Annotated in this window: 21 protein-coding genes and 2 tRNA genes; 13 read left to right on the top strand and 10 right to left on the bottom strand. The window is 60.3% G+C overall.

Annotated elements, in window-relative coordinates:
* Positions 1-80: 80 nt before the first annotated feature.
* Genes prmC through hemA form a run of 3 tightly spaced genes read right to left on the bottom strand, consistent with a single transcriptional unit; the run spans position 81 to position 3287 of the window.
* On the bottom strand, positions 81-920 hold the full coding sequence (gene prmC / locus BM346_RS13370; protein ID WP_092014060.1) for a peptide chain release factor N(5)-glutamine methyltransferase: 840 nt from the start codon (positions 918-920) through the stop codon (positions 81-83).
* Positions 913-1998: a peptide chain release factor 1 gene (prfA, locus tag BM346_RS13365; RefSeq protein ID WP_092014056.1), complete on the bottom strand. Its 1086-nt coding sequence runs from the start codon at positions 1996-1998 to the stop codon at positions 913-915. The genes prmC and prfA overlap by 8 nt, the downstream gene beginning before the upstream one ends.
* A complete protein-coding gene (hemA, locus tag BM346_RS13360) occupies positions 1995-3287 on the bottom strand; it encodes a glutamyl-tRNA reductase (RefSeq protein ID WP_092014053.1) in 1293 nt (430 codons plus the stop codon). Before hemA ends, prfA begins: the two co-directional genes overlap by 4 nt.
* Positions 3288-3538: 251 nt before the next feature.
* Here hemA and BM346_RS13355 point away from each other — a divergent pair, with 251 nt between their 5' ends.
* The 9 genes from BM346_RS13355 (at position 3539) to BM346_RS13315 (ending at position 10737) form a co-directional block, all read left to right on the top strand.
* Positions 3539-5284 carry a tetratricopeptide repeat protein gene (locus BM346_RS13355; RefSeq protein ID WP_092014050.1) on the top strand — a complete coding sequence of 582 codons (1746 nt, stop codon included), beginning with the start codon at positions 3539-3541 and terminating at the stop codon, positions 5282-5284.
* Positions 5281-5937 carry a lipoprotein insertase outer membrane protein LolB gene (gene lolB, locus BM346_RS13350; RefSeq protein ID WP_227663010.1) on the top strand — a complete coding sequence of 219 codons (657 nt, stop codon included), beginning with the start codon at positions 5281-5283 and terminating at the stop codon, positions 5935-5937. The genes BM346_RS13355 and lolB overlap by 4 nt, the downstream gene beginning before the upstream one ends.
* Positions 5934-6794, top strand: a complete 861-nt coding sequence (ispE, locus tag BM346_RS13345; protein ID WP_092014046.1) for a 4-(cytidine 5'-diphospho)-2-C-methyl-D-erythritol kinase — start codon at positions 5934-5936, stop codon at positions 6792-6794. The genes lolB and ispE overlap by 4 nt, the downstream gene beginning before the upstream one ends.
* Positions 6795-6816: 22 nt before the next feature.
* A tRNA-Gln gene (locus tag BM346_RS13340) sits at positions 6817-6891 on the top strand.
* A gap of 52 nt (positions 6892-6943) precedes the next feature.
* On the top strand, positions 6944-7894 hold the full coding sequence (locus tag BM346_RS13335) for a ribose-phosphate diphosphokinase (protein WP_092014043.1): 951 nt from the start codon (positions 6944-6946) through the stop codon (positions 7892-7894).
* 170 nt (positions 7895-8064) lie between these two features.
* On the top strand, positions 8065-8703 hold the full coding sequence (locus BM346_RS13330; protein WP_092015001.1) for a 50S ribosomal protein L25/general stress protein Ctc: 639 nt from the start codon (positions 8065-8067) through the stop codon (positions 8701-8703).
* A gap of 24 nt (positions 8704-8727) precedes the next feature.
* Positions 8728-9318 (top strand): aminoacyl-tRNA hydrolase, encoded by a 591-nt coding sequence (gene pth / locus BM346_RS13325; protein WP_092014040.1) that lies wholly within the window; start codon positions 8728-8730, stop codon positions 9316-9318.
* 159 nt (positions 9319-9477) lie between these two features.
* Positions 9478-10569 (top strand): redox-regulated ATPase YchF, encoded by a 1092-nt coding sequence (gene ychF / locus BM346_RS13320; RefSeq protein WP_092014037.1) that lies wholly within the window; start codon positions 9478-9480, stop codon positions 10567-10569.
* A 91-nt stretch (positions 10570-10660) separates the two neighbouring features.
* Positions 10661-10737 (top strand) — tRNA-Met (locus tag BM346_RS13315).
* Between the two features lie 92 nt (positions 10738-10829).
* Here BM346_RS13315 and BM346_RS13310 read toward each other — a convergent pair.
* Positions 10830-11339, bottom strand: a complete 510-nt coding sequence (locus tag BM346_RS13310; RefSeq protein ID WP_092014034.1) for a hypothetical protein — start codon at positions 11337-11339, stop codon at positions 10830-10832.
* A 157-nt stretch (positions 11340-11496) separates the two neighbouring features.
* Here BM346_RS13310 and BM346_RS13305 point away from each other — a divergent pair, with 157 nt between their 5' ends.
* On the top strand, positions 11497-12774 hold the full coding sequence (locus BM346_RS13305) for an O-acetylhomoserine aminocarboxypropyltransferase/cysteine synthase family protein (protein WP_092014031.1): 1278 nt from the start codon (positions 11497-11499) through the stop codon (positions 12772-12774).
* Between the two features lie 68 nt (positions 12775-12842).
* Here BM346_RS13305 and BM346_RS13300 read toward each other — a convergent pair whose 3' ends face one another.
* The 6 genes from BM346_RS13300 to BM346_RS13275 all read right to left on the bottom strand — a co-directional run bounded on the left by BM346_RS13300 (position 12843) and on the right by BM346_RS13275 (position 18965).
* Positions 12843-14588: an ABC transporter substrate-binding protein gene (locus BM346_RS13300; RefSeq protein ID WP_092014028.1), complete on the bottom strand. Its 1746-nt coding sequence runs from the start codon at positions 14586-14588 to the stop codon at positions 12843-12845.
* Positions 14589-14809: 221 nt separating this feature from the next.
* Complete coding sequence (locus tag BM346_RS13295) at positions 14810-15085, bottom strand: DUF2160 domain-containing protein (RefSeq protein WP_092014025.1); 276 nt, start codon at positions 15083-15085, stop codon at positions 14810-14812.
* Positions 15086-15094: 9 nt separating this feature from the next.
* Positions 15095-15904 carry a carbohydrate ABC transporter permease gene (locus tag BM346_RS13290; protein ID WP_092014022.1) on the bottom strand — a complete coding sequence of 270 codons (810 nt, stop codon included), beginning with the start codon at positions 15902-15904 and terminating at the stop codon, positions 15095-15097.
* A gap of 10 nt (positions 15905-15914) precedes the next feature.
* Positions 15915-16781 carry a carbohydrate ABC transporter permease gene (locus BM346_RS13285; protein WP_092014019.1) on the bottom strand — a complete coding sequence of 289 codons (867 nt, stop codon included), beginning with the start codon at positions 16779-16781 and terminating at the stop codon, positions 15915-15917.
* Positions 16778-17878 (bottom strand): ABC transporter ATP-binding protein, encoded by a 1101-nt coding sequence (locus BM346_RS13280; RefSeq protein ID WP_092014016.1) that lies wholly within the window; start codon positions 17876-17878, stop codon positions 16778-16780. Before BM346_RS13280 ends, BM346_RS13285 begins: the two co-directional genes overlap by 4 nt.
* Positions 17871-18965 (bottom strand): ABC transporter ATP-binding protein, encoded by a 1095-nt coding sequence (locus BM346_RS13275; RefSeq protein ID WP_092014013.1) that lies wholly within the window; start codon positions 18963-18965, stop codon positions 17871-17873. The genes BM346_RS13280 and BM346_RS13275 overlap by 8 nt, the downstream gene beginning before the upstream one ends.
* A 319-nt stretch (positions 18966-19284) precedes the next feature.
* Here BM346_RS13275 and BM346_RS13270 point away from each other — a divergent pair, with 319 nt between their 5' ends.
* The 3 genes from BM346_RS13270 to lipA all read left to right on the top strand — a co-directional run bounded on the left by BM346_RS13270 (position 19285) and on the right by lipA (position 22862).
* The gene (locus BM346_RS13270; protein WP_092014010.1) at positions 19285-20043 is read left to right on the top strand and encodes a DeoR/GlpR family transcriptional regulator; all 759 of its coding nucleotides are present in this window, start codon (positions 19285-19287) and stop codon (positions 20041-20043) included.
* A 140-nt stretch (positions 20044-20183) separates the two neighbouring features.
* Complete coding sequence (glpD, locus tag BM346_RS13265; protein ID WP_092014005.1) at positions 20184-21695, top strand: glycerol-3-phosphate dehydrogenase; 1512 nt, start codon at positions 20184-20186, stop codon at positions 21693-21695.
* Between the two features lie 129 nt (positions 21696-21824).
* Positions 21825-22862 (top strand): lipoyl synthase, encoded by a 1038-nt coding sequence (lipA, locus tag BM346_RS13260; protein WP_092014003.1) that lies wholly within the window; start codon positions 21825-21827, stop codon positions 22860-22862.
* Positions 22863-22901 lie beyond the last annotated feature (39 nt).

Genomic DNA, 22901 nt, shown 5'->3' with positions numbered 1-22901 from the left:
CTTTGTCCGTGCTGTCCGTGACCAGTTCTTTTTTCGTTTTCTTTTTTCCGTGTACTTCCGTGGTTTCCGTGGCAAAAAAATCAGTGCCACCGGCCAAGCGTCAGGCGCTCGTTACCACCATAATCCTTCCGGGTCTCGACATTAGAGTACCCCTCGGACCGGAACAGCAAACGCACCGCCTCGCCCTGATTGTAACCGTGTTCCAGCAGCAGCCAGCCTCCGGGGGTCAGCCAGTGCTGACTTTCCTGAATGAGGTGGCGGAGGGCGTCAAGGCCATCCGGGCCGGATACCAGCGCGGAATCCGGTTCGTGGCGGACATCCCCTTCCTCGAGGTGATGGTCGTTTTCTTCTATATAGGGAGGGTTGGAAACAATCAGATCAAACCGCTGGCGCTCCAGGCTCTCGAACCAGTTGCTCCGGATCACGGTCAGGAGTAATTCACAGCGCTGGGCATTACGGCGGGCCAGGGCGACGGCCTCAAGAATGAGGTCGGTCGCCTGGACCTGCCATCCGGGGCGTTCGCTGAGCAGAGCCAGGGCAATGGCGCCCGTGCCCGTGCCCAGATCGATAACCCTGGCCCGCTCCGGCATGGGTAGCGAGAGTGCGGTTTCCACCAGGCATTCGGTATCCGGTCGGGGAATCAGGGTGTCGGGGGTGACCTCCAGGGACAGCGTCCAGAAATCCTGGTGGCCGAGAATATGGGCCACTGGCTCTCCACTGCCGCGTCGCTCCACCAGTTGCCGGTACCGGGTCACTTGGGCGGGTTCCAGCACGGCCTCGGGAAAGGCCCGGAACCGGGTGCGGGACCAGCCAGTGACCTCCGTCAGGAGTATCTCGGCATCCAGCCGCGGGGATTCACCGCCAATGCGTGCACCGGCTTCCGCCAGCGCTTGCTCACAGGTAAGTGGCTGCTCACTCATCCGATAGGCTGGCCAGCAGGTCGGCCTGGTGTTCCTGTTGGAGCGGAACGATCACGGCGTCCAGATCCCCGGTAATCACCTCATCCAGCTTGTACAGTGTCAGGTTGATGCGATGGTCGGTCACCCGCCCCTGGGGGAAATTGTAGGTGCGGATACGCTCGGATCTATCGCCACTTCCCACCAGGCTCTTGCGGGCTGCCGCCTGGGACTGGGCCTGCTTCTCCGCCTCCATGTTCTTCAGTCGCGACTGCAGGAAACTCATGGCCTTGGCCCGGTTCTTGTGCTGGGAACGCTCTTCCTGGCATTCCACCACAATGCCGCTGGGGATGTGAGTGATACGGATGGCGGAGTCCGTCTTGTTGACGTGCTGACCTCCGGCACCGGAAGCGCGGAAGGTATCCACCCGCAAGTCAGCCTTGCTGATCTCGATGGCTTCGGCCTCATCCGCCTCAGGCATCACGGCCACGGTACAGGCAGAGGTATGGATGCGGCCCTGGGACTCGGTTTCCGGGACCCGCTGGACCCGGTGGGCGCCGGATTCGAACTTGAGGGCGCCGTAGACATTCTCACCGCTCAGGCGGCTGATAACCTCCTTGAAACCACCGTGTTCACCCTCGCTCGCACTGATCACCTCCACCTGCCAGCGGCGTGTCTCGGCGTAGCGGGTGTACATGCGAAAAAGATCGCCAGCAAACAGGGCGGCCTCGTCACCACCGGTGCCGGCCCGGATTTCCAGGAACACGTTCTTGCTGTCATCAGGGTCCTTTGGCAGCATCAGGCGCTGCAATTCCTCGTCAAGCTCCTCCTGCTTCCGGCGGGCAATCTCCAGCTCCTCTTCCGCCATCTCCCGCATGTCGGCATCCCCTTCCCGGGCCAACTGCCGCGCGGTTTCCATATCGTCCAGGGTCTGGCGCCAGGCCTGGAAACAACGAACGATGGGCTCGATCTCGGCAAACTCCTTGGACAGCTCGCGAAATTTTTTCTGGTCCGCAATCACGCCCTGGTCACTCAGCAATGCGCTGACTTCCTCGAAGCGGTCAACCAGCTGCTCGAGGCGGGCCTGAATGGATGCTTTCATAGTTTTTCCAGTGTGATGGGTGTGTCCTGGGGGTCGAGGGCTTCGAGCTGATGCAGCTCCCGCAGCCACTGCGCCACTTCCGGACGGCCCTCGGCGGAGGCCTTGCGAACCTGTACCGAGGGTTCATGCAGTAATTTGTTGGTCAGGCCCCGGGCGAGGCTGCGCAACACGGTTTCCGGATCATTACCGCTGTTCAGAGCCCGCATTGCCCTCGCCACTTCCACATCCCGCAGGGTTTCTGCCCGCTGGCGGAACTGCTTGAGGGTGGACACCGCGTCCAGGGCGCGGATCTGGCCCAGAAAGTCCTGGGTGCCCGCAATGATCAGGTTTTCCGCTTCACGTGCGGCCCCCTCCCGGGAGCGGAGGTTCTCTTCGATGACATGCCGCAGGTCATCCACGGTATACAGGTAGACGTCGTCCAGTTTCGACACTTCCGGCTCGATATCCCGGGGGACGGCAATGTCCACCATGAAGTAGGGACGATGTTTGCGTTTCTTCAGGGCCCGCTCCACGGCGCCCTTGCCCAGTATGGGCAGCGGGCTGGCCGTGGAGGAGATAACGATGTCCACATCCGCCAGATAGTCGGGAATCTCCGAAAGGACGATGCCCCGGCCACCGTGGGTTTCCGCCAGGGCCTGGGCACGTTCGACGGTGCGATTGGCCACCACGAAATCCTTCACTCCCGCATCGGCCAGATGCCGGGCCACCAGTTCTATGGTCTTGCCGGCGCCGATCAGCAGGGCCCGGTTACGGGAAAGATCCGAAAAAATATGGTGGGCCATGTTGACCGCGGCGTAGGCTACCGATACCGGGTTCTCCCCAATGGCGGTTTCAGTACGGACCCGCTTGGCCACAGAGAAAGTATGTTCGAACAGCCGCGACAGAAACGAACCGCTGGAGCCATGTTCCCGCGCCAGAGAGTAGGCATCCTTGAGCTGACCGAATATCTGGGGCTCACCCAGCACCATGGAGTCGAGCCCGGCCGCTACCCGCATCATGTGTCGTACCGCTTCACTGTCCCGGTAGACGTAGATGGAGTTCTCCAGGTCCGCTGGCGCCACCTGATGAAAACCCGCCAGCCAGCGCAGAACCGCGGGGGCACAGTCATCGTCCCCGGCAAGGTACAGCTCGGTACGATTACAGGTGGAGAGGATCGCAGCCTCACTGGTGCCCGTCGCCATCCGCAGCTCACGAAAGGCGTCAGGCATCCGCTCCGGCGTGAAAGCGACCCGCTCGCGGATCTCCAGCGGCGCCGTGCGGTGGTTAATACCCAGTGTGATCAATGCCATAGTTTACGAGTTGACTCCGGCGCCCGATACCGCGAACAGGATTTGACGAATATTTAATCCGCTATTTTAGCGGCGCAGCCCGGCAACTACCACCCGCCACATCAGGTATTCCCTCAGGAATTACCGAGTATTCATTCACATGGCGCATCGACGGGGGGCGGGATCACTTGGGCAGCGCCCACGGCTTATGCCATCATAGAGCCACCATCGGCACAGGCATCGTGTCCTTGCCCTCTACGTCAGGAAGTCCAATGCCAAGAAAAGCCCTGTTTCTCGCCATCGGCCTGCTCGCATTCACTGGCTGCGCCAGCCTCAGCCAGAACGAGGTGGAAACCACCAGGCCCGCCAGTGATGAGCCCTCCGTCGACAAGGTCACTCCGGTCGCCAGCGAACCACCGCCAACGGAATCCTTCCGGCCCGAAGAGCTTTACCTGCTTCTGGTCGGCGAGATCGCGGCCCAGCGTGGCCAGTATGACGTTACTCTTGGCAACTATGTCGAAGCGGCGAAACAGACACGGGATCCCGGTGTGATTCGCCGCGCCCTGTTGATAGCCGAATCCCTGAACAGCGAGAGCGCACTGCGCACCCTGACCCAGACCTGGATTGATGTCGCGCCGGACAGTCAGGCGGCTCACCGTGCATCAGCAATCCAGTCCCTGCGGGACGGCCGGCTGGAAGATACCCTCCGCCACCTGGAAGAAATCGTTCGCCTGGGCGGTGATGCCGACTTCGACAGCCTGGCCGCCATGGGCTCGCGCCTTCCCATGGAGCAGCAACAGGAACTGTTACGTCTGTTCGAGGAGCTGCAGGCGCGTTATCCGGACAATCCGGAAATCCGCTACAGCCACGCCCTCCTCCAGCACATAACCGGCCAGCCCCAGAAGGCCCTTGATACCCTCGAACCCTTGCTGGATCAGGAGCGGGACTTCCAGCCCGCGCTGGTGCTGTACGGGGAGCTGCTGCACGAAACCGGCCGCACTGACAAGGCATTACGCCACCTGCAGACCAGCTCCCGGCGCTACCCGGAGAACCAGCAACTGGGCATCCTCTATGCCCGCATGCTGGTGAGCGAGAACGAGTTCCGGGCAGCCCAGGACGAGTTTTCCCGCCTGGTGGAGCGCTTCCCCAATAACCACGGCCTCCGGCTTTCCTGGGCACTGGTGGCCCTGGAAAATGACGAACTGGAACTCGCCAGGACCCAGCTCCGTCAGCTCGCCGAACAGGGTCAGCACAGTAACCAGGCCCTCTACTACCTTGGTCAGATCGCTGAACAGGAGGGAGATACCGACCGGGCCATCACCCTGTATGAACAGGTCACCGGGGGCAGCCACTACTTCACGGCGCTGTCCCGTGCGGCGCAATTACGGGCCGACACAGGCGACTCGATGTCGGCTGTCGAGCACCTTCGCGCCATTCGCCAGGAGAGCCCGGAAGACGCCGCAAGCCTGTGGCTGATCGAGGTCAATCTGCTGCAGGAGGAGGGTCTTTACGATCTCGCCCTGGAGTCTGCCAACCAGGCCCTGGCGGAACATCCCGGCAATCAGAGTCTGCTGTACGCCCGCGCCATGATTCACGAACGGCTGGGCAGCATTGACCAGGCCGAAGCCGACCTTCGAGCCATGATCGAGAAGCAGCCAGAAGATCCGACGGCCCTTAATGCCCTGGGGTATATCCTCACCGTGAACACCGACCGGCTGGAGGAAGCCCGGCAATACATAGAGGAAGCCCTGGCCATGGACCCGGACAGCCCGGCCATCCTCGACAGCATGGGCTGGGTCCTCTACAGGCAGGGCGACGCAGAAGGAGCCCTGGATTACCTGCGCCGTGCCTATGAGATTTACCCGGACCCGGAAATCGCCGCTCACTACGGTGAGGTACTCTGGTCCCTCGGCCAGGAATCCCAGGCCCGGGTGGTCTGGAGGCGGGCCCTGGATGACGATCCGGACCACGAACTGCTGCTGGAAACCCTCGACCGGCTGGGTGTCGACGACCTGTGAGACACTTTTCCCGAGGCCTGAAGCATTCCACTGCGACCCTGATCGTGGCGCTGCTGATGAGCGCCTGCGCCAGCATCCAGCAGGAGCCGCTCCCGGAGGGCCTGACCGAGCAGCCCCCCGCTGACTGGGCAGAGCGACAGGCACGTCTGCAGGCATTCGATCAGTGGCGACTCACGGGCAAACTGGCCGTCCGGCAGCCCGGTGAAAACGCCTCTGCCGTCATCAACCGCTGGACCCAGTCCAACGAGCACTACGAGCTGGCCCTGTCCTCTGCGTTTCTGGGCATGGGCAGCACCCGCCTGGAAGGCTCTCCGGGATACATCCGTCTGGAAACACCGGATGGCGAAAGCTATGCATCGAGCGACCCCCAGGGCCTGATCTACGCCGCCACGGGCTGGGAGCTGCCCATCGACGCCCTGATGTGGTGGATAAAAGGCCTACCGGCACCGGAAGGCGACTTTCGCCTCGCCTTCGACCAGGCCGGCAAGCTTGCACAGGTCCGTCAGCTCGGCTGGACCATCCGCTATGAACGCTGGCGCGACTTCGTCGATGAGCGACCGGAACTACCGGCACGCCTGACCGCCCGTAAGGGCGAAAAACTGGTACGCCTTATTGTCACCTCATGGACCAGGACCGACGATCAGACACCATGACTGCCGCCACTTTTACCCTGCCCTCACCTGCGAAACTCAATCTCTTTCTTCACATAACCGGCCGGCGATCCGATGGCTACCACGAACTCCAGACCCTGTTTCAGTTTCTGGACTACGGCGATTCACTGACATTTCAGGGCCGCCAGGACGACCGGATCGTACTGACGCCCGCTCTTGCGGACGTCCCTGAGGACCAGAACCTGGCTGTACGGGCGGCCGAGCTACTCAGACGCACCGCCGGCATCCACCGCGGCGTCAGCCTGACGCTGGACAAGCGCCTGCCCATGGGAGGCGGTCTTGGGGGTGGAAGCTCCAACGCGGCCACGACCCTGCTGGGTCTGAACCATCTCTGGAAGACGGGCCTGGACGTGAACGAACTTGCGGAGCTGGGCCTCGCCCTGGGTGCAGATGTTCCCGTGTTTGTGCGCGGGCACGCGGCTTTTGGTGAGGGTGTGGGAGAGAAACTGACCCCCGCGAATCCTCCGGAGGACTGGTTTGTTGTACTAAAACCGGAGGTTGAGATCAGCACCGCTGAAATTTTTTCTCAGCCAGGGTTGACAAGAAACACCCCCCGAATCACAATAGCGCCCGCTTTTGAGGGAGACGCCTCAGGGTACCGAAACGATTGTGAGGATGTAGTTAAGCAACTGTATCCAGAGGTAAAAACCAGCCTGGACTGGCTGAGCACATTCGGACCCGCAAGATTAACCGGAACCGGGGCTTGCATCTTTGGACGTTTCCCCACAGAAGCGGAAGCCCGACGCGTTTGGGCAAGTAAACCCTCCGGCATCAACGGGTTCGTAGCTAAAGGGGTGAACCTTTCACCTCTGAACAAAAAGCTGACAGAGCTGGAATGATGCCGAAAGAGCAGCACGATAATGGGGTGTCGCCAAGTGGTAAGGCAACGGGTTTTGATCCCGTCATGCGCAGGTTCGAATCCTGCCACCCCAGCCACCTTTCTTCCTCTTCCTCTGAATCCAAAGCCGATATAGAGAAGGATACCGTCGTGTCCAAGTTGATGATTTTTGCTGGCAATGCCAACCCGGATCTCGCCAAGTCCATTGCCCAGAAACTTCATATCCCAATGGGACAGGCAACCGTAGGCCGCTTCAGTGACGGTGAGACAACCGTCGAGATCAACGAGAACGTTCGCGGTCACGACGTCTTTATTATCCAGCCCACCTGCTACCCCACCAACGATAACCTGATGGAACTGATTGTGATGGCCGATGCCCTGCGCCGGGCTTCCGCCACGCGAATCACCGCCGTAATCCCCTACTACGGATACGCGCGCCAGGATCGCCGGGTACGCTCCACACGGGTGGCCATCAGTGCCAAGGTGGTGGCTGACATGATTTCCTCTATCGGCGTCGACCGGGTACTGACAGTCGATCTTCATGCCGACCAGATTCAGGGATTCTTCGATATCCCGGTGGACAACATCTACGCCACACCGGTGATGCTGGAAGACATCGAGAAGCAGCGCTTCGAGAATTTCGTTGTCGTGTCCCCCGATGTCGGCGGCGTGGTTCGCGCCCGGGCGGTCGCCAAGCGCCTGGACGACGCGGACCTGGCCATCATCGACAAGCGTCGCCCCAAGGCCAATGTTTCCCAGGTCATGCACATCATCGGCGATGTCAAAGACAAGACCTGTATCCTGGTGGACGACATCGTGGATACAGCCGGCACCCTCTGCAAGGCGGCGAACGCCCTTAAAGAGCACGGCGCCGCCCGCGTGGTCGCCTACATCACCCACCCGGTACTCTCTGGCCCGGCCATTGACAACATCAATGCGTCACAACTGGATGAACTGGTGGTGTGCGACACCATTCCGCTGGGTGACAAGGCCAGGAATTGTGATAGAATCCGCCCCCTCGGAATGGCCAGCCTGTTGGCCGAATCGATTCGTCGCGTCAGCAACGAAGAGTCCATCAGCGCCATGTTCGAGAACGTCTGAGCAGCGTTTATCCGCTCAGACCCGAACGCATTCTGACGTATCCGGAACTGGAGCCCTGTCTCAACGGGGCTCCAGTTCTGCTTTAAGCGCCGGCACCAAGCCGGCATTCTGAACCATCATCGCCGCCAGCCTGGTCGCGGGCCCGGCAGATGATCAACGAGGTACATATCATGTCTCAGGAATTTGTCATTGAAGCATTTCCTCGTGGCGATCAGGGGAAGGGTGCGAGCCGCCGCCTGCGTCGCGAGGAGCGTAAGATTCCGGCCATCATCTATGGTGGCAACAAGGAAGCAACGCCCATCTCGATCTGGCACAACGAGCTCAAGAAGGCACTGGAGAACGAAGCATTCTTCTCCCACATCCTGACCATTGAGCTCGACGGCAAGAAAGAAAGCGTGATCCTGAAGGATCTGCAGCGTCACCCGTACAAGCTGCTCCTGACCCACGCCGACTTCCTTCGTGTCGACAAGGACCACGAGATCCACGTCAACGTCCCGCTGCACTTCCTCAACGAGGACAAGGCACCGGTGGTCAAGCTGCAGGGTGGCGTCATCTCCCACCAGCTGACCGAAGTGGAAGTCATCTGTCTGCCCCAGGACCTGCCCGAGTTCATCGAAATCGATGTCATGGACCTCCAGCTGGACGACGTACTGCACCTGAGCGACCTGAAGTTGCCGAAAGGCGTTCGCTCCGCTGCCCTGCAGCATGGTGAAGATCACGACCAGGCAGTTGTTTCCGTGCACCTGCCCCGTGGCGCCAAGGCTGACGAAGAAGAAGGCGGTGAGGAAGAAGGCGAAGAGAAGGAGTAATTTCCCTCCAGGGAGCTGGCAGTTATGGCACAGGATATCGTCATGGTGGTGGGTCTCGGGAATCCCGGACCCGACTACGAGAATACCCGTCATAACGCCGGCGCCCTCTTCGTCGAGGCGCTGGCCCGCGATGCGGGCCAGTCGCTCCGCCCCGAAAGGAAGTACCACGGCCTCTACGCCCGCATCCAGTGGCAGGGTCTTGACCTGCATCTGCTTAACCCCACCACCTTCATGAATCGCAGCGGTCTTGCCATAAAGGCGCTCGCGGATTTCTTCAAAATCACACCCCAGCAGATCCTCATTGCCCACGACGAACTGGACCTCCCCTCCGGTACCGCCAAGCTCAAGAAAGGCGGCGGACATGGTGGCCATAATGGCCTCCGGGACACCATTGCCCATCTTGGCACCAATGACTTCCAGCGCCTGCGCATCGGCATCGGCCACCCCGGCGACAGCCGCCAGGTCACCGGCTATGTCCTGGGCAGACTGGGCAAACGGGAGACCGAGGAACTCAACGCTGTTACCGATGAAATCCTGCGCGTCCTGCCGGATGCGGCCACCGGCAAGCTGTCAGCTGCGATGAACCGGCTGCACAGTTTCAAGCCCACGGCCTGAGCCCCGGACAGCCGCGCGGTGAGCGCGACAAGCCCTTATTCGCACGGCCAGCCATACACCGGTATAATTCGCCCAAATTTTTCCAGGGAACCCTGATCCGGTCCTTCCATTGTGATCCGGATCCGTTCGGCGGCTCCCCCATACCAACAGAGGCATTCCATGGGATTTAACTGCGGCATTGTCGGCCTACCCAACGTCGGCAAATCCACCCTGTTCAACGCACTCACCAAAGCGGAAATCGGCGCCGAGAACTTCCCGTTCTGTACCATCGAACCCAACGCCGGGGTCGTGCCCATGCCCGACCCGCGCCTGAACAAGCTGGCCGAGATTGTAAAGCCCCAGAAGGTGATCCCCACCACCATGGAATTCGTGGATATCGCGGGCCTGGTGGAAGGCGCCTCCAAGGGTGAAGGGCTTGGCAACCAGTTCCTGGCCAACATCCGTCAGACAGAAGCCATCGCCCACGTGGTCCGGTGTTTTGAAGACGAAAACGTCATTCACGTGGCCAACAAGATCGATCCGGCCTCCGACATCGAGATCATCAATACCGAGCTGGCACTGGCGGACCTGGACACCGTGGAAAAGGCCATCAAAAGGGTGCAGAGGGTTGCCAAGGGCGGCGACAAGCATGCCAAGGCACAGCTGGAGATGTTTGAACAGCTGCTGCCGGTGCTGAACGAAGGCAAGCCGGTGCGCAGTATGAATCTCGATAATGACCAGATGGCCCTGGTCCGTGAGCTCTGCCTGCTGACGGTCAAGCCCACCATGTTCATCGCCAACGTCAGTGAGGATGGCTTCGAGAACAACCCGCACCTGGACAAGGTGAAGGAAATCGCAGCCCAGGAAAATGCCGTCGTGGTACCGATCTGCAACAAGATTGAGGCCGAAATTGCGGAACTGGAAGACGACGAGAAATCCATGTTCCTGGACGAGATGGGCATGGAAGAGCCGGGGTTGGACCGGGTCATCCGAGCCGGCTACCGCCTGCTGGGCCTGCAGACCTACTTCACCGCCGGTGAAAAAGAGGTTCGTGCCTGGACCGTCCGTATTGGCGCCACCGCACCCCAGGCCGCCGGTGTGATCCACACTGATTTCGAACGGGGCTTTATCCGTGCCGAGGTGGTCAGTTACGAAGACTTCGTCAGGTACAACGGCGAACAGGGTGCCAAGGACGCCGGTAAATGGCGGCTGGAAGGCAAGGACTACATCGTTCAGGACGGTGACGTCATCCACTTCCGGTTCAACGTGTAATTTTTAACAGAAATTGGACCGCAAGCCTTGACAGAAAGAGCCTGAATACTGAAAATACGCGCCTCGTTTGGGATGCAAACCCGACCGAAATGGCAAGGTAGCTCAGTTGGTTAGAGCACAGCACTCATAATGCTGGGGTCGGCGGTTCGACTCCGCCCCTTGCTACCAGTATTCAAAAAGCCCGGCTCGCAAGAGTCGGGCTTTTTTAATACCCGAAAGCCGGAGCTGAATTAATAACTCTGACTCGATCGGGCTTTCAGTCAGTCGCCCCAGAAGTTCCACCAGGCCCGGGACTTTTCCTGTTTCTGGGCCTGGCCCTGTTCGCTTCCCTTGGAGGCCGGATCCGCCTTCCGGTTTTCGTTCATGCGGTTCGAATTCTCTTCCTGGGAGCTGGCACGCTCGGCCTGCTCCTGCTCGCGGGCACGCTCAGCCTCTTCCTCTCGCTGCTCACGACCACGTTCAGCCTCCTCTTCCCCACGTTCCCGGGCCCGCTCCTGCTCCTCTTCCCTGCGCTCCCTTGCCCGCTCCTGCTCTTCATCGGCGCGCTCCCGTGCGTCTTCGGGAGAACCACGCATCTGATCGCCTTTCTCGCGGCCTTTTTCCTTGGCCTCGTCGGACCTGCCCTTGCCCTGGTTGATCTTTCGCTCGGTCTGTTGGGGGTTATTGTCGGCCCCGTACCCGGATTGGGCACTTGCCAGGTCTGGCGCCAGGGTTCCGGTAAGCAAAATGCCCGAGCTGATTACAGCGGAACGAAGTAATGTCGTTTTCATTGAGGGCTTCCTTGTTCAGTTGAGTGAACTTTTCATCAAATCATAGAGTTCTTGTTAACAGCACAACGCCCGAAACTGTTCGACGGTTCCCTGGCCTGTGGCATACTCGTCATGCTGAAACCCGATAACGAAAAATCCACCAGCAAGGAACCCAGCGATGAAACCGGAAACCCTAGCCCTGCACGCCGGCTTTAGTGGCGACCCAACCACCCATGCGGCGACCACCCCCATCTACCAGACCACCTCCTACACCTTTGACGATACCCAGCATGGGGCGGACCTGTTTGACCTTAAAGTCCAGGGCAACATCTATACCCGCATCATGAACCCCACCAATGCGGTACTGGAAGAGCGCATGGCACAACTGGAAGGGGGCGTTGGCGCGCTGGCGGTGGCTTCCGGCATGGCTGCGATCACCTATGCCCTGCAGACCATCTGCACAGTGGGCAACAACATCGTCAGTACAAGCCAGTTGTACGGGGGCACCTATAACCTGTTTGCCCATTCGCTGCCAAATCAGGGTATCGAGTGCCGGATGGTGGCCCACGATGATTACGACAACGTGGTCGCGGCTATCGACGAGAACACCCGCGCCCTGTTCTGCGAGTCCATTGGCAACCCCGCAGGCAATGTGGTGGACATCCAGACCTGGGCAAAAATCGCACATGACCATGGCATTCCGCTGATCGTGGACAATACCGTGGCCACCCCGTTCCTGTGCCGTCCGTTCGAACATGGCGCGGATATCGTGGTGCACTCGCTGACCAAGTACATTGGCGGCCATGGCACCACCGTGGCGGGCGTTGTGGTGGATTCCGGCAAGTTTGACTGGAAGGCCAGTGCCGACAAGTTCCCCATGCTCAACAAGCCGGATCCCTCCTACCACGGCGTTGTGTACACCGAGGCCCTGGGCGAGGCCGCCTTCATCGGCCGCTGCCGGGTGGTACCGCTGCGGAATACCGGCAGTGCCCTGTCCCCGTTCAACGCCTTCCTGATCATGCAGGGGCTGGAAACCCTGGCCCTGCGGATGGAGCGCCACTGCGAAAATGCTGAAAAGGTCGCCACCTACCTGGAAGCCCACCCCAACGTGGAGTGGGTGAACTATGCCGCCCTCCCAGGGAGCCCCTACAAGGCCACCTGTGACAAGATCTGTGGCGGCAAGGCTTCCGGCATCCTGAGCTTTGGTATCAAGGGTGGACGTGACGCCGGTGCGAAGTTCATCGATGCACTGCAGTTGATCTACCGTCTGGTGAACATCGGTGACGCCAAGTCCCTGGCCTGCCACCCCGCCACCACCACCCACCGCCAACTGAATCCGGAAGAACTCAGAAGCGCCGGTGTGAGCGAGGATCTGGTCCGCCTGTCGATCGGTATCGAGCATGTGGATGACATCATTGCCGACATTGACCAGGCCCTGAAGGCTGCGGGCCAGTAGCCAACCGATAAAAAAGGGGGAAGCATGGCTTCCCCCTTTTTTATCCCTACTTTCCAGGCTTATGGGAATCAGCTCTCCCGGGCTTCCTTCCAGGTCTTGAGCAGCTCATCATAGGGGATGGTCTCCCCCTGGGGTTTCTCGTTGTCCAGCTTCGGCTTCGGCGCCCCCGGCTGATCAAGCCAGTATTGGGCATCCCTTGGCTCATTCAGTCTCGGCCCACAGGTTTCCATGACCTTCGCCCGCTCCAGGCGCATCATGATGTTGTCCTGGGCTTCGGCGAGTCCGTCCAGGGCTTTCTGGGGGGTCGCTTCGCCACTGGCGGCCTGGGAGATGTACTGCCACCAGAGCTGGGCCAGTTTCGGGTAGTCCGGTACGTTGGTACCGGTTGGAGTCCACTGAACCCGGGCAGGGCTGCGGTAGAACTCCACCAGACCACCCAGCCGCGGGGCCGCTTCAGTCATGGCATCGGAGTTGATGTCGGACTCACGAATCGGCGTCAGGCCAACGAGGGTCTTCTGCAGCGACACTGTCTTGGCGACAGTAAACTGGGCGTAAAGCCAGGCGGCCAGGCGACGCTCTTCAGGCGTTGAGTCGAAGAACGTCCACGAGCCCACGTCCTGGTACCCAAGCTTCATACCTTCCTCCCAGTAGGGGCCGTGGGGCGAAGGCGCCATCCGCCACTTCGGGGTGCCGTCCTCATTTACCACGGGCAGACCCTCCTCCACCATGCTGGCGGTGAAAGCGGTATACCAGAAGATCTGCTGGGCGATATTGCCCTGGGCGGGCACCGGACCGGCTTCGGAGAAGGTCATGCCCTGGGCCTCGGGGGGCGCATATTTTTTCATCCAGTCCAGATATTTCGTGGTGGCATAGACCGCGGCCGGCCCGTTCACCGCACCGCCACGGGTTACGCTGGAGCCCACGGGATGGCATTCATCCACCCGGATGCCCCACTCATCCACCGGCAGGCCGTTGGGCAGGCCCTTGTCTCCCGCTCCGGCCATGGAGAACCAGGCATCGGTGAAGCGCCAGCCCAGGGACGGATCCTTCTTGCCATAATCCATATGGCCATAGACCCGCTCACCATCGATTTCCTTCACATGCTCTGTGAAGAACTCGGCAATATCCTCGTAAGCGGACCAGTTGACGGGAACGCCCAGATCATAGCCGTAAATGTCACGGAACTGCTTCTTCAGGTCATCCCGCTCGAACCAGTCAGCCCGGAACCAGTAAAGGTTGGCGAACTGCTGGGTGGGCAGCTGGTAGAGCTTGCCGTCCGGTGCGGTGGTGAAGTCCAGGCCGATAAAGTCATCCAGATCAAGAGTCGGCAGGGTCAGGTCCTTTGCCTCGTTCTCCATCATGTCGGAGATGGGCACCACCTTGCCATAGCGCCAGTGCGTGCCGATCAGATCGGAGTCATTGATATAGCCGTCATAGATGTTCCGGCCCGACTGCATCTGGGTCTGGAGCTTCTCGATGACATCCCCTTCCTGAATCAGGGTGTGGGTCAGGTTAATGCCGGTGATCTCCCTGAAAGCCTTGGCCAGTTCACTGGCCTCGTATTCGTGGGTGGCGATGGTCTCTGACACCACATTGATGTCCATACCCCGGAACTTTTCCGCAGCCTCAGCGAACCACAGCATTTCCTCAAGGCGCTGCTGCTCGTCCAGGGTGGAAGTGGAGAAGTGCTTGGCCCATTTACGGGCTGCATCCTCATACTGATCGGCGCTGGCCAGGCCACTGAAGCCGGCTCCCGCCAGAGTTACGGCGACTCCCAGAAGCAGAGCTCTGGGGTATTTCTTGTTGTTGAACATATCCAACCTCGTTTGCTCGTGTAAGAGTCGAGTCTTGGGAAGCGCCTTCAGACACGTCCCAACTGCAGACCGACCGGGTCCATTGCTCGCGGCGACATGACAGTTCGCCCTCTCCTGCTCTTACATTCGGGGCACAGGGGCCCCTGAATCCGTTTGGGTCGTGATCGCTATAGGCAGTCCTCCCTGTTCTTTCCCTGTCATCAATTGCCGGCGCCCGGGAACTATCCCCAGCGCAGCAGAATCAGCAGCCATAACACCGACACTGCCAGAGCGATCCACAGCGAGACCTCACTCACCGCCAGGAAGGCCAGATGAATGTAGGCCGCCGACAGCAGACCGATGAACAGCCGGTCCCCCCGGGTCGTGGCGATGGGCAGAAAACCCTTCCGCTCGGTGCAGGGAGAGACAATCTCCCATACGGTCATTGCCATCAGTATCGCGACGATGCTCGCGAAGAAGATCGCAACGGGAGGTGTCCAGTTCATCCAGTCCAGCATGGCCGCCTCCTACACCCGACCAAGGGCAAAGCCCCGGGCGACATGATTTCGAACGAACCACACCACCAGCACCCCGGGCAGAATGGTGAGTACACCTGCCGCCGCCAGCACGCCCCAGTCGATACCACTGGCACCGATGGTTCGGGTCATGATGGCGGCAATGGGCTGGGCGTCCACCGAGGTAAGCGTGCGGGCCAGCAGCAACTCGACCCAGGAAAACATGAATATGAAGAAAGCGGTCACCCCGATGCCGGAACCGATCATTGGCATGAAGATCTTGACGAAGAAACGGGGGAAGGAGTAACCATCGATGTAAGCCATTTCGTCGTATTCCCTGGGGACGCCGGACATGAACCCCTCCAGGATCCAGACCGCCAGCGGCACATTGAACAGGCAGTGGGCCAGAGCGACCGCAATGTGGGTATCGAACAGGCCAATGGAGGAATAGAGCTGGAAGAACGGCAACAGGAAGACCGCTGGTGGCGCCATTCGGTTGCTCAGCAGCCAGAAGAACAGGTGCTTGTCACCCAGGAAGCGGTAGCGACTGAAGGCATAGGCCGCCGGTAGAGCCACTGTCAGGGTGATGGCCATGTTCATCAGCACGTAGATCATCGAGTTGATGTAACCGGAATACCAGCTGGGGTCTGTGAAGATCACAACGTAGTTGTCGAGTGTAAACTCCCGTGGCCAGAGCGTAAGGCCGCTGAGAATCTCACGATTGGTCTTGAACGACATGTTCACGAGCCAGTAGATCGGCGTCAGCAACAGCACAATGAAAATGGTGATGCCAATGCCCCGGGATCGGGATTCCTTTCTCATAAATCTCTCCTCAGCGATCCCTGTCCATATGGGTGATGGCGGTGAAGAACAGCCAGGACACCAGCAGCACGATCAGGAAGTACACCAGTGAGAACGCCGCCGCACGCCCAAGATCGAACTGACCCACCGCCAGGGTGGTCAGAGTCTGGCTCAGGAAAGTGGTGGAGCTGCCCGGACCACCCCCGGTGAGCACGAAAGGTTCGGTGTAGATCATGAAGCTGTCCATGAAGCGGAGCAGAACCGCGATGACCAGCACGTTGCGCAGACGGGGCAACTGGATGTAGCGGAAAACTGCCCAGCGGGACGCGCGATCAATCTCGGCGGCCTGATAGAAGGCATCGGGAATCGCCCGCAGGCCGGAATAGCACAGCAGCGCAACCAGGGGCGTCCAGTGCCACACATCCATCAGCAGCACCGTGAGCCAGGCATCCATCGGGTTACCGGTGTAGTTGTAGTCCAGTCCAAGCTCGTTGAGTCCCCAGCCGAACAGGCCGATGTCGCCGCGGGCAAAAATCTGCCAGATGGTGCCAACAACGTTCCAGGGAATCAGCAACGGTATTGCCAGCAGAATCAGGCACAGCGAAGCCTTCACACCGGAACGGGGCATCATCAGGGCCACGCCGATGCCAAGGGGAATCTCGATGGCGAGGACAGCGGCCGAAAAGCCGAACTGCCGCAGTAGCGATTCCTGCAGCCGCTCATCCCGCAGCACGTCCCGGAACCACTCGGTGCCCACGAAATAGGCATTGCCGGGCCCGAAAATGTCCTGAACCGAATAGTTCACCACGGTCATCAGCGGCACCAGCGCGGAAAGTGCCACCAGCAGTAGGACCGGCAGCACCAGCCACCAGGCACGGTTGTCGGGAACCTTTCTCATGCTGATCCCTCCTGAATCAGGTAGTCATCCACATAGACCTTCAGCCAGCCGGCCGGAAAACGCAGGTGAACCATGTCCCCGGCCGACACCCTGGCATCCTCGCTCAGGCGGGCCTTGAGGATCTGGCCGTCCAGGTTCACGGAAAGAATCTGATAGGTCCCCAGGTCTTCCACATCCATTGCCCGGGCCGGATAGGTATCACTGTCCGCCTCCGCAAGCTGGAGGAATTCCGGGCGGATGCCCACCTTGATGTTGGTGGATCCGGCCTCCCCCAGCCGTTCGTTGAGCGTCGGACTGAGAGGAAAGGTGGTATCACCGAAACGGACGCCACCATCGCAGCGCTCCACCGCAATGAGATTCATGCCGGGACTGCCGATGAAAAAGCCCACAAAGGTGTGGTTGGGATTCTCGAACAGTTCGGTCGGGGTGCCGAACTGCACAATCCGACCCTCGTACATCACCGCGATCTTGTCCGCGAAGGTGGAGGCTTCCAGCTGGTCGTGGGTGACGTAAATCATGGTGATATCGAACTGCTCGTGGATTTCCTTGAGCTTGCGACGCAGCTTCCATTTCAGCTGCGGGTCAATCACCGTGAGCGGCTCGTCAAACAGGATAGCGGAGACGTCCTCCCGCACCAGGCCGCGCCCCATGGAAACCTTCTGTTTCTCGTCGGCGGTCAGGTTGCGGGCCTTGCGATTGAGCAAATTCTCAAGCTCCAGTACACCCGCGATTTCCTCTACCCTGGCCTGAATGCGCGCCTTGCCGACCCGGCTGTTTCTCAGCGGGAAGGCCAGGTTATCGAACACGGTCATGGAGTCGTACACGACCGGGAACTGAAACACCTGGGCGATGTTGCGGTCCCGTGGCGACAGTTCATTCACCCGTTCGCCATCGAACAGCACATCCCCTTCCGAAGGCTGGAGCAGACCGGAGATGATGTTCAGCATGGTGCTCTTGCCACACCCCGACGGCCCCAGCAGGGCATAGGCGCCACCCTTATGCCAGACGTGATCCAGCTGTCGAATGGCGTAGTCGTCGGCCCCCTTGGGCTGACGCTCGTAGCTGTGAGCGAGGCTTCGGAGGCGTATCTCAGCCATTAAGCCCCCCTGTGTCCGCTGGCGTATGGACCAGTTGCTGGTCGGTACCGAACACAAACAACCGGTTCATCGGAAGATAGACCCGTATCTTCTCGCCGGGCCGATGCTGGTGAACTCCGGGCTCTTCCAGAACCAGATCAAACTGGCCGGTCCCCACATGCAGGAAAGTGGCGGATCCGCTGATCTCACCCAGTTCCACCGTCACCGGGATTTCCAGATCGTCCTCCCCGGCGGGCCGCAGGCTGGCATGGCTGGGGCGAATGCCGAAGATATAGTCACCCGGGGAAAGCCCTTTCAGCTCCCGGGTCAGGGCATGGTCAGCCACCTGGTCAAAGCTCAGCCCGGTCTCGGAGACACGTCCGGGCAACAGGTTCATGGGGGGCTCGCTGAAAAGCTCGGCCGCCAGGGTATCCACTGGCCGACGATAGACCTCTGATACCGGACCGGTCTGCACCACCCGGCCCTCGTGGAGAAGCGTTGTGGTGCCTCCCAGCGCTAGGGCCTCGTTCGCCTCGCTGGTGGCGTAGATGGCGATGCACTGGCGCTCACGAAACAGGTGGCGCAGCTCAGAGCGCAACTCTTCCCGCAGTTTGTAGTCCAGGTTTACCAGGGGTTCGTCGAACAGGATCAGAGTAGCGTCCTTTACCAGGGCCCTGGCCATGGCGGTGCGCTGCTGCTGACCTCCCGACAATTCCAGGGGATAACGGCCCAGCAGTCCCTCAATTCGGAGCATTGCCGCCGTCTCCCGCACCCGACGCTCGATCTCCCCTTCCTTCAGGCGGGCCAGTCGAAGGGGTGAGGCGATGTTTTCATAGACCGAAAGATTGGGATAATTGATGAACTGCTGGTAGATCATCGAAATATTGCGTTTCCTGACGCTCTGGCCAGTCACATCGTCACCGTTGTACAGCAGGCGACCGGTGTCGGGCCTGTCCAGGCCGGCCATGAGTCGCATCAGGGACGTCTTGCCCGCCAGGGTTCTTCCGAGCAACACATTGAACGAGCCGGCCTCAAAGGTAAGGTTCGCATCACGGATGTAATCCACCCCGTCCACGGCACGGGAGATATTCTCCAGCTGCAGTGACATCCAGTTTCCTTCTTGTTCTTATGGCGGTAGGGGCGACCTCGCCCCAGGTCCTTTTACACTTGTCCACTTGCACTTATACAGCCTTCCGGGTCAGGGATCCGGGCTTGCCCGACACTGCCTCCGAACCCGACGCATGTTTGCGAAGGCTCTATTGTTTCTAGTACAGGCCTGTCATGTTCGCAAACAATCACAAAAGTTTTTTTGGCTCGATAACGAAAATATATCGAACAACCTTAGATAATCTCCTTGGTTTTCAATGTTTCAGCTATACTCTCGCCCAACCCGTCCGTTTTCGATCACGAACAAACCGGAGCAGCCGATGCCGCAACGCCGCAGGCAGGACCAGATCATGGACCTGATTCAGGAACAGGGTTTTGTCACCACCGAACAACTGGTTGAACAGTTCCGGGTGACGCCCCAGACCATACGCCGTGACCTGAACGAACTGGCCGGCCGGAATCGTGTGCGGCGTCACCATGGCGGTGCCGGCATCGATTCCAGTACCGTAAACACCGCCTACCAGGCCCGCAAAATCATGGAACTGGAGGCCAAGGAGCGCATCGCAAAAGCCCTCGTGGAGCGCATCCCTGACAATGCGTCACTGTTCATCAATATTGGCACCACCACCGAGACCATCGCCCGGGCGTTGCTGGAGCGCAGCGGCCTCAAGGTGGTGACCAATAATCTCCATGTGGCATCCATCCTCTCCGCGAGAGAGGATTTCACCATCATTATCGCCGGGGGCGAGGTCCGCAATCGTGATGGCGGGATCGTGGGCGAGGCCACCCGCGACTTCATCAACCAGTTCCGCATGGACTTCGGCATCATCGGAATCAGCGGCATCGACAACGACGGCTCATTGCTGGATTTCGACTATCGGGAAGTACGGGTCGCCCAGGCCATTATCGGCAATTCGGACCAGGTAATGCTGGCGGCGGACCATACCAAATTCGGCCGCAATGCCATGGTACGACTGGGCAACATCACCCAGGCCAATCACGTGTTCACGGACCAGGCTCCGCCGGAGGAGATCCGCCAGTTACTGACGGACAACAACGTGGCCCTGCATGTGGTCTGACAACCGGGCCAGAAACATGGCTTTCGTTTTTTTTCCTTTTTTCCTTTACGAATAGACCGACTTTTCTCATACTGCTGATCACCGACCCCGTTCCGGAAGGGTGAATGCCTCACCCCCGCTTTCCAGAGGAGACAGCAGCCATGACCCGCCAGAAGGATTTCGACGTCGTTGTGATCGGTGGCGGCGTCAACGGCACCGGCATAGCCATGGACGCCGCGGGTCGTGGCCTCAGCGTGCTGCTGTGCGAAATGAACGATCTGGCCTCGGCCACTTCCAGCAGCAGCAGCAAGCTGATTCATGGTGGCCTTCGCTACCTGGAACATTATGAATTCCGACTGGTACGGGAAGCCCTGGCAGAACGCGAGGCGCTGCTGGCCAACGCTCCGCACATCATGTGGCCCATGCGATTCCGGCTGCCCCACCAGCCCCACTTGCGCCCGGCCTGGATGATCCGCACCGGCCTGTTCCTCTATGACCACCTCGCCAAGCGGGAACGGTTGCCCGGCTCCCGGGCCATCCAGTTCACCAGCGATGATCCGCTGAAGCCCGGAATCACCCGCGGTTTCGAATATTCCGATGGCTGGGTGGACGATGCCCGTCTGGTGGTGCTCACTGCCCGCAAGGCCCGCGATCTGGGGGCGGAGGTGTACCCCCGGACCCGCTGTACTTACGCCGAGAGGGTGCAGGAGCACTGGCAGATCACCCTGCAGGACACCCGGACCGGTCAAACCCGCCAGGTTCGCTGCAACACCCTGGTCAATGCCACGGGACCGTGGGTGAGCAGCCTGTTCGACACCACGCTTACCCTGCAGGCGCCCCACAGCATCCGCATGGTAAAAGGCAGCCACATTGTGGTCCCCCGGCTGAATCGCGACACGGAGGCCTATATCCTTCAGAACGAGGATGAGCGCATCGTCTTCGTTATCCCCTACGAAGACCACTTTTCCCTGGTCGGCACAACCGATGTGGATTACAAGGGCAATCCCTCCGAGGCCAGGATCTCGGACGAGGAAACCCACTACCTGCTCGACATCGTTAACGACTACTTCAAGCGCCAGTTGTCAGCGGAGGACGTTGTCTGGTCCTATTCCGGTGTGCGGCCGTTGATGGAGGACGAGGAGGAAAGCGCCCAGAAAGCCTCCCGCGACTACGCCTTCGAGGTGGACGCACCCAGGGGCCAGGCGCCTCTTCTGTCCGTGTTCGGTGGCAAGCTCACCACCTACCGGAAGCTGGCGGAGGTCGCCACCAACAAGCTCTGCCAGTTCTTCCCGGAAGCGGGCAAGCCCTGGACCCGCACCGCAGTTTTGCCCGGGGGCGACTTCGACAGCCAGACTGTCCTCCAGTCAGAGCTGATGGCCCGTTATCCCTGGCTGCCGGACCTGCTTTCGTCACGACTGGTCCGTTGTTACGGCACCGACAGTTTTCACCTGCTGGGAGGCAGCCAGGGCATTGGCGACCTGGGCCTTCATTTTTTGGGCACCCTTTATGAACGGGAAGTACAGTACCTGGTCAATCAGGAGTGGGCCATGACCGTCGAAGACATACTCTGGCGCCGGACCAAGCAGGGACTTTACGCCAGCCCGCAACAAGTGGAAGGGCTGGCCACCTGGCTCGACGAGCAGACGGAGCCCCGCGTTCAGTCGCCAGTCTAGGCCGCTTCAGGAGACGGCCGCGGTAGTTCTCCGGGGACGGGGATTTCCCCTATTTCCCTTGTAACAACCGCGCCGTGGCCTTACCCTTGAACGAACATTATTCCTTTCCAACAGGGACCCCCGGTTGCCATGAGCGACAGCGCCAAGCCCCGCGTTACCAGCGGCTCGAAGTTTCGCAATGAACACGGATTCTCCGCGATCAAGGACGGCGTCAAGAAATCCGCCAATGCCGATACCCCGGTTCAGCGCAAGCCCAAATGGCTGCGGGCCCGCATGCCCGGGGGTGAGAGGTTCGAGGCGGTCAAGCGCAACGTCAACGAACACCGGCTGAGCACGGTCTGCCAGGAATCCCACTGTCCGAACATTGGCGAATGCTGGAACAACGGCACGGCCACCATCATGGTGATGGGATCGGTGTGCACCCGGGCCTGTAAGTTCTGTGCCGTGGACACCGGCAACCCAAAGGGCTGGCTGGATCAGGAGGAGCCGGAGAACACCGCCAAGTCCGTGGAGCTGATGGGACTGCGGTACATTGTACTGACCTCCGTCGACCGTGATGATCTGGACGATGGCGGCGCCGGCCATTACGCCGCCTGTGTTGCCGCCATCAAGCGCCGCACTCCAGAGGTTGCAGTGGAAGCCCTGACCCCCGATTTTGACGCCGTAATGCCCCACGTGGAGAAGGTGGTGGACTCCGGCCTTGACGTGTTTGCCCAGAACGTGGAAACCGTCCGCCGCCTGACCCACCGTGTACGGGATCCCCGGGCCGGCTACGAGAAGACCCTCAGCGTTCTGGCCCATGCCAAGCAGCACCGCCCCGACGTGCTCACCAAGACCAGCCTGATGCTGGGCCTTGGCGAAACCGAGGAGGAAATCCTCGAAACCATGGATGACCTGCGGGCCGTCGGCGTCGACATCCTCACCCTTGGTCAGTACCTCCGCCCCACCCCGAACCACCTGCCGGTGGAGCGATACGTGACACCGGAGGAATTCAACCGCTACCGCGACATCGGCCTCGAAAAAGGCTTCATGGAAGTGCCCTCCGGCCCGATGGTTCGCTCCAGTTACCGGGCCGACCGGGTTTTCGAGAAAAACAACCTGGGCCTGGCAGTACCCGCCGTGCCCGCCCGCGACACCAGCGCGATTCCTGTTCGACAGCTCGACTGAAGTTCCGGGCCAGCGTGAGTCCGCGCACCGCCAGGATAC

Origin of the sequence: Marinobacter daqiaonensis (assembly GCF_900115285.1) — a bacterium.
GTDB lineage: Bacteria > Pseudomonadota > Gammaproteobacteria > Pseudomonadales > Oleiphilaceae > Marinobacter > Marinobacter daqiaonensis.
Note: the sequence above shows the minus strand (reverse complement) of the source record. Positions and strands in the feature narration are given on the sequence as shown.

Bases quoted from the DNA above. Each gene is read 5' to 3' on its own strand.
- prmC (WP_092014060.1), bottom strand. From the start codon at position 920: ATGAGTGAGCAGCCACTTACCTGTGAGCAAGCGCTGGCGGAAGCCGGT.
- prfA (WP_092014056.1), bottom strand. From the start codon at position 1,998: ATGAAAGCATCCATTCAGGCCCGCCTCGAGCAGCTGGTTGACCGCTTC.
- hemA (WP_092014053.1), bottom strand. From the start codon at position 3,287: ATGGCATTGATCACACTGGGTATTAACCACCGCACGGCGCCGCTGGAG.
- BM346_RS13355 (WP_092014050.1), top strand. From the start codon at position 3,539: ATGCCAAGAAAAGCCCTGTTTCTCGCCATCGGCCTGCTCGCATTCACT.
- ispE (WP_092014046.1), top strand. From the start codon at position 5,934: ATGACTGCCGCCACTTTTACCCTGCCCTCACCTGCGAAACTCAATCTC.
- BM346_RS13330 (WP_092015001.1), top strand. From the start codon at position 8,065: ATGTCTCAGGAATTTGTCATTGAAGCATTTCCTCGTGGCGATCAGGGG.
- pth (WP_092014040.1), top strand. From the start codon at position 8,728: ATGGCACAGGATATCGTCATGGTGGTGGGTCTCGGGAATCCCGGACCC.
- ychF (WP_092014037.1), top strand. From the start codon at position 9,478: ATGGGATTTAACTGCGGCATTGTCGGCCTACCCAACGTCGGCAAATCC.
- BM346_RS13310 (WP_092014034.1), bottom strand. From the start codon at position 11,339: ATGAAAACGACATTACTTCGTTCCGCTGTAATCAGCTCGGGCATTTTG.
- BM346_RS13305 (WP_092014031.1), top strand. From the start codon at position 11,497: ATGAAACCGGAAACCCTAGCCCTGCACGCCGGCTTTAGTGGCGACCCA.
- BM346_RS13300 (WP_092014028.1), bottom strand. From the start codon at position 14,588: ATGTTCAACAACAAGAAATACCCCAGAGCTCTGCTTCTGGGAGTCGCC.
- BM346_RS13295 (WP_092014025.1), bottom strand. From the start codon at position 15,085: ATGCTGGACTGGATGAACTGGACACCTCCCGTTGCGATCTTCTTCGCG.
- BM346_RS13290 (WP_092014022.1), bottom strand. From the start codon at position 15,904: ATGAGAAAGGAATCCCGATCCCGGGGCATTGGCATCACCATTTTCATT.
- BM346_RS13285 (WP_092014019.1), bottom strand. From the start codon at position 16,781: ATGAGAAAGGTTCCCGACAACCGTGCCTGGTGGCTGGTGCTGCCGGTC.
- BM346_RS13280 (WP_092014016.1), bottom strand. From the start codon at position 17,878: ATGGCTGAGATACGCCTCCGAAGCCTCGCTCACAGCTACGAGCGTCAG.
- BM346_RS13275 (WP_092014013.1), bottom strand. From the start codon at position 18,965: ATGTCACTGCAGCTGGAGAATATCTCCCGTGCCGTGGACGGGGTGGAT.
- BM346_RS13270 (WP_092014010.1), top strand. From the start codon at position 19,285: ATGCCGCAACGCCGCAGGCAGGACCAGATCATGGACCTGATTCAGGAA.
- glpD (WP_092014005.1), top strand. From the start codon at position 20,184: ATGACCCGCCAGAAGGATTTCGACGTCGTTGTGATCGGTGGCGGCGTC.
- lipA (WP_092014003.1), top strand. From the start codon at position 21,825: ATGAGCGACAGCGCCAAGCCCCGCGTTACCAGCGGCTCGAAGTTTCGC.